The organism is Acinetobacter sp. TUM15064 (assembly GCF_008980265.1).
GTDB lineage: Bacteria > Pseudomonadota > Gammaproteobacteria > Pseudomonadales > Moraxellaceae > Acinetobacter.
The window spans coordinates 1-5548 of the sequence record NZ_BKFU01000109.1 but is presented as its reverse complement, the minus strand read 5'-3'; the positions used below and the strand labels follow the sequence as shown (position 1 = coordinate 5548).

Annotated in this window: 6 protein-coding genes; 3 read left to right on the top strand and 3 right to left on the bottom strand. The window is 40.4% G+C overall.

The genetic code is table 11. The features are described from left to right. Positions 1 to 56: 56 nt before the first annotated feature. The 3 genes from ahpF (at position 57) to GBI16_RS17490 (ending at position 2967) form a co-directional block, all read left to right on the top strand. The gene (ahpF, locus tag GBI16_RS17500) at positions 57 to 1622 is read left to right on the top strand and encodes an alkyl hydroperoxide reductase subunit F (protein ID WP_151707563.1); all 1566 of its coding nucleotides are present in this window, start codon (positions 57 to 59) and stop codon (positions 1620 to 1622) included. A gap of 182 nt (positions 1623 to 1804) precedes the next feature. Then, positions 1805 to 2149 (top strand): hypothetical protein, encoded by a 345-nt coding sequence (locus GBI16_RS17495; protein WP_086209346.1) that lies wholly within the window; start codon positions 1805 to 1807, stop codon positions 2147 to 2149. A 119-nt stretch (positions 2150 to 2268) separates the two neighbouring features. Then, entirely contained in the window at positions 2269 to 2967 is a 699-nt protein-coding gene (locus tag GBI16_RS17490) for a VIT family protein (RefSeq protein WP_151707562.1), read from the top strand. Between the two features lie 93 nt (positions 2968 to 3060). Here the strand turns inward: GBI16_RS17490 and GBI16_RS17485 are convergent, their stop codons facing one another. The 3 genes from GBI16_RS17485 to GBI16_RS17475 form a co-directional block, all read right to left on the bottom strand. Beyond that, positions 3061 to 3582, bottom strand: a complete 522-nt coding sequence (locus tag GBI16_RS17485) for a hypothetical protein (protein ID WP_151707561.1) — start codon at positions 3580 to 3582, stop codon at positions 3061 to 3063. A 63-nt stretch (positions 3583 to 3645) separates the two neighbouring features. Beyond that, on the bottom strand, positions 3646 to 4422 hold the full coding sequence (locus GBI16_RS17480; RefSeq protein WP_151707560.1) for a TIGR03915 family putative DNA repair protein: 777 nt from the start codon (positions 4420 to 4422) through the stop codon (positions 3646 to 3648). Position 4423: 1 nt separating this feature from the next. Next, positions 4424 to 5548, bottom strand: a 1125-nt coding sequence (locus GBI16_RS17475; protein ID WP_151707559.1) for a putative DNA modification/repair radical SAM protein, incomplete at its 5' end; no start/stop codon positions are given.

The following is a 5548-nucleotide window of genomic DNA, read 5'->3' as shown; positions in this document are numbered from 1 at the left end:
TTACTCTATGATTCTTTTATCAAATAATTTTACAGACTGCTTTGGAGAGCTTAACCATGTTAGATCAAAATACTTCAGCTCAATTAAAAACGCTTCTTGAACGCCTTGAAGGTCCGATTGAATTGGTTGCAACTTTGAACGGTTCTGAGAAATCAGACAAAATCAAAGAATTGGTTGAAGAAGTTGCAGCACTGTCTCCACTGGTGACTGCACGTTTTGATGGTCAAAACTCACGTGCACCTAGCTTTGGTGTGGCAAAAGCTGGTGAACAACCGCGTGTCTTCTTTGCGGGTTTACCGATGGGACATGAGTTTACCTCTTTGATCTTGGCATTGTTACAAACCTCAGGTTACGCACCCAAAGTATCGGATGAAGTTTTGGCTTCAATCAAAGCTTTGGGTATCCAGTCTGACTTTGACGTATTTGTCTCTTTAAGCTGTCATAACTGTCCAGACGTGGTGCAAGCGTTGAACCTGATTGCCATTTACAATCCGGGTACGACAGCCACCATGATTGATGGTGCATTCTTCCAAGACGAAGTTGAAGAACGCAAAATCATGGCTGTACCAATGGTGTTCCAAGACAACAACCATATCGGTCAAGGCCGTATGACCTTGGAAGAGATTGTTGCCAAACTGGATACTAATTCCGCAGCCAAAGAAGCTGAAAAACTCAATGCCAAAGATGCTTTTGATGTTCTCGTGATTGGTGGTGGTCCTGCGGGAAATACCTCTGCTATCTATGCAGCGCGTAAAGGTATTAAAACCGGAATCGTGGCTGAACGTATGGGGGGTCAAGTCATGGATACCATGGACATTAAAAACTATACCTCGATTCAAAAGACCCAAGGGCCAAAGTTTGCTGCTGAAATGGAAGCACATGTACGTGAGTACGGTGTGGACATCATGAACTTACAACGTGTTTCTCACATCAAAGGTGCAGATGAGACCGCGAATGGTTTGGTTGAAGTCACTTTAGAAAATGGTGCGAAGCTTGAATCTAAAACAGTCATCCTTTCAACGGGTGCACGTTGGAGAGAAATGAATGTACCGGGTGAAGCAGAATACCGTACTCGTGGTGTTGCTTACTGTCCACACTGTGATGGCCCACTGTTTAAAGGCAAACGTGTTGCCGTAATTGGCGGGGGGAACTCAGGTGTCGAAGCGGCAATTGATCTTGCTGGGATTGTGGAACATGTAACTTTGGTTGAGTTTGATACCAAACTACGTGCTGACCAAGTGTTGCAAGACAAATTGCATAGCTTGCCTAACACCACAGTCATTCTGAACGCCCTATCAACCGAAGTTGTGGGTGATGGTTCACAAGTGACAGCATTGAAATATAAAGACCGTGCAACCGATGTAGAACATACGGTTGAGCTTGCAGGAATCTTTGTACAAATTGGTTTATTGCCAAACACCGATTTCTTAAAAGAAACAGCGGTTGAGCTTTCAAATCGTAATGAAATTGTGATTAACGATCGCAATGAAACCAATGTCAAAGGTGTATTTGCCGCAGGTGACTGTACGACTGTGCCTTACAAGCAAATCATTATTGCTACAGGTGAAGGCGCGAAAGCATCTCTGTCTGCTTTTGACTATATTATTCGTTCTGGGCTGTAACCCTCTCCCTCTCTACCCCCTCTAAAGGCTTATAGGCAACTCAGCTTATAAGCCTTTTTATCACGCTGTTTTTTATAAAAAATTACATATTTTTAACAATAATGTAGTCTGCTTTTCACACAAATTAGATTATATTTTGCCCACCCCCTACTTTTGGGTATAAAACGAAAAGGATAGGAAAAATGAATAAATTACTTATTGCTTTAGGTCTTGCTGCGACTGTTGCTCTTGTTGGTTGTTCAAAAGAAAAAGCGCCTGAAACGGGTGCAACAACTGGCGAACACATTGAAAATGCTGCTGAACAAGCAGGTCATGATCTAAATAATGCTGCAAGTACAGCAGTATCTGATACTCAAAAAGCTGCTGATGAAGCATCTGCAAAAATTGGCGCTGCTGCTGATGAAGCTGCTGCAAAAACCGAAGCTGCTGCTCAAGATGTGAAAAATGCTTCTAAAGAAGCAACTGCTCATGTTGCTGGTGCAGTTGAACAAGGTGCTGCTGATGTGAAAGAGAAAGCACAACAATAATATCTAATGCCATAAAAAGGCCTCCTACTGGGAGGCTTTTTTATGGTCTGTGCTATAGTAGATGCAGAGCGTATTATCAAATAAATCATAATTTTAAAATTTGAGGATGATCTATCACCATGTCTTACTCCCACCATGTTGAACCACATCTCATTCATCGTACAGGTTGGTTACGTGCTGCCGTTTTGGGTGCTAACGATGGCATCATTTCTGTGACCAGTTTAATTATGGGTATGGCTGCGAGTGGTGCATCTAGTCAAACCTTGCTCATTACTTGTATTGCTGGACTCATTTCAGGTGCAAGCTCGATGGCTGCTGGGGAGTATATTTCAGTTAAGTCTCAATCCGATATTGAAGAAGCAGATTTAAAACTTGAAGCTCGAGAACTCGATAAAAACCCACACTTAGAACTAAAAGAACTGACTCAAATTTACATACAACGCGGACTCAATCCCGAACTTGCTCATGAAGTTGCTGTGCAACTCAGTGCACATGATGCACTTTCAGCACATGCACGTGATGAAATAGGCATCCATGAAAATACCAGTGCAAAACCACTACAAGCAGCAGGCTCTTCTGCCCTCGCTTTTTCACTCGGTGCATTGCTTCCAATGCTGGCTATTCTTTTAAGCCCAGAGGGGCATTTAGCACAGTCTGTTGCCATTACAGGAGTACTGTCTTTATTAAGTTTGGGTGCTTTATCGAGCTACTTTTCTGGCACTTCAATCTGGACCGGCGCAATTCGTGTCACCCTTTGGGGCATTTTTGCGATGCTCTTTGCAAGTTGGATTGGTTCACTTTTTAATGTGCATGTCTAAACCATACTACATTTACCAATCCGTTAAACATTCATAAAAAAATTCTTAAAAAGCCCACAACATTTTGTGGCTTTTTACATTCATTCATCAGTATCAATTCAATGCTGCTTTTAAGTTACAACCATAATTCATCGTCTGCTGTACCTGACGATATGTACTATAACGATTGATAATAAAATCATAAAACTGTTCAGGTGAGCTAAAATTTTGTTTTAAGTTTTCTTGTTCAGTATGTGGAAGATCCACATCACTAATAAGCTCTAAATTATAATGCCCTAAACGATACATTTCAGCAAAATAACCGTTCATCACATCACAATAAGCAATTTTGCTGGGTTTAAGCGCGCTACGGCTAACCAAATGTTGATTCAATGTTTGAAGATTATTTACATCCAAAGGCAGTTGCTGAGCAAAAGCAACACTTTCTTTTTTCTTTAATTGTTGAAAATCTCGCACTAATTTTTCATTAAGCTGACTAAAGCGCTGTTGCAAATTTGCAGCATCTTTAACGTGATAATGACTCGGATTAACTTTCACGCTAGCTTGATCTGTCTCTGAACATGCAACAAGACTTAGACTTGAAACAATCGCAGCGGTGGAAATGTACTTTATCATGCGATAGACACCTAAAAATAATCATGCTGCGGCATTATGCCCTAAAGCCTTGTTTATGGGCAGTTATATTATTTTCTCATTCAAGTACCGCCAATAGCGCTTAGGTACAAATTGAACATGCAGCTTGAGGTTTTTTCTCGCTTCGATATTGATACTTTTAAAATAATCTTTCCATAATTGATCACACAGTCGTTCATCATCATCCAATTGAATACTAAACGACTGACTATGCCCTACTTTGTAAGCAAGATCGAGTTGCTCAACCTCCATCTTCACTTGATGCACCGTTGTTAAATCATAATAAATACCGAAATGTCGTTTTTCATCATAAATCAGCCATCTTTGATCTTGATAACGATTTTTAAAATGCCGTTCAATTAAGGGAAGAACATTAAAATCAGGTTGGATGAGACTCAAAAATAGTCCATCACGGCATTTTTTAAACCGCACAAAAGCCTCCATACGATGCTTCTCTCGACCCACCTGTTTGGCCCACTGCGAAACAGCCAACACATCCGCATGTGCATAGTTTTGGTCAACTACTTGTGCATTTTTAAATATATAAATACAAAAGTTAAAAAGATGCTGATGTGCCTGCTGTTGCTCTGACAGAAAACAATAATAAAAATACCGTAAACTGATGGGGCTGACTCTTTGTCTCAAGCCCTGCCACACTCGCTGTGCATACTCCTCATTTGAAGCGACATCAATATATTCATCAAACAGACCCGCTTGTGTATTATCAGTAATAAGTGTCACATCAAAGTCTTTGAACTGAAAACTTCGATACACACAACTCAGTAGCCCAGTCATGGTTTGATCAAAGCAGTACATTGTCATGTTAAAAACCAAAACCTAGTTGAGGAGAAAGCTGTTTTTGGTATTTGGATAGACCTGACTGTAAAATCTGTTGACGAATCTGACTGATCGAGAGCTCTTTTTTAAATTTTGCGGTATCAACACAGCGGATAAAATGCTGTGCCCGATTGTAAGCAATGCCCATACGCTTTAATTGATCGATATGAATCTGCCCAAAACGCCGAGCTTGAACAATTTTTTTAGCTGATTGAACACCTATACCCGGAACGCGTAAAATCATACGATAGTCTGCATATTGAATATCGACAGGGAAATGCTCAGGGTTACGCAGTGCCCAGCTTAATTTTGGATCAACTTCTAAATCCAAATTTGGATATTCATCGCTCACTATTTCCTGCGCATCAAAACCATAAAAACGCATAAGCCAATCCGACTGGTACAGCCGATTTTCTCTTAATAATGGCGGAGCTGAACCAACGATAGGCAATGCTTTTTCTTGAGTATTGATGGGGATATAGCCTGAAAAATATACCCGTTTTAACTGATAAACCTTATAGTGATGATCCGCCATTAAAATAATATCTTTGTCTGTTTCTTGATGTGCACCTACCACCATCTGTGTAGTTTGACCTGCAGGTACAAACTTCGGTACGTGCCGAATCAAACGTCGTTCATCACTCAACTGAATCAAGCGATCTCGTACAATAGCTAAATCCTTTTGTACCTCAGCATGTGACTTCTCGGGTGCAAACTGCTTTAAGCCAACTTCCGTTGGCATTTCCAAGTTAATACTCATGCGGTCTACATATAAACCAGCCTCGGTAATAATCTCTTGGGAAGCGCCTGGTATCGTTTTTAAATGAATATAACCATTAAAGTTTTCTTCAATGCGTAACTTTTTCACCACTTGTAGCATTCGCTCCATGGTGAAATCAGCTGATTTGAAAATACCTGAACTGAGAAATAACCCTTCAATATAATTGCGGCGGTAAAAGTTGATGGTTAAATCCACTACTTCTTGTACGGTAAAAGCGGCCCGTTTGACATCGTTAGAGCGTCTAGAAACACAATACGAACAATCAAAAATACATACATTTGAAAATAGAATTTTAAGTAATGAAACACAACGTCCGTCTTCCGTATAACT

Coding starts and splice junctions, on each gene's coding strand:
- ahpF (WP_151707563.1), top strand. CDS start 57: ATGTTAGATCAAAATACTTCAGCTCAATTAAAAACGCTTCTTGAACGC.
- GBI16_RS17495 (WP_086209346.1), top strand. CDS start 1,805: ATGAATAAATTACTTATTGCTTTAGGTCTTGCTGCGACTGTTGCTCTT.
- GBI16_RS17490 (WP_151707562.1), top strand. CDS start 2,269: ATGTCTTACTCCCACCATGTTGAACCACATCTCATTCATCGTACAGGT.
- GBI16_RS17485 (WP_151707561.1), bottom strand. CDS start 3,582: ATGATAAAGTACATTTCCACCGCTGCGATTGTTTCAAGTCTAAGTCTT.
- GBI16_RS17480 (WP_151707560.1), bottom strand. CDS start 4,422: ATGACAATGTACTGCTTTGATCAAACCATGACTGGGCTACTGAGTTGT.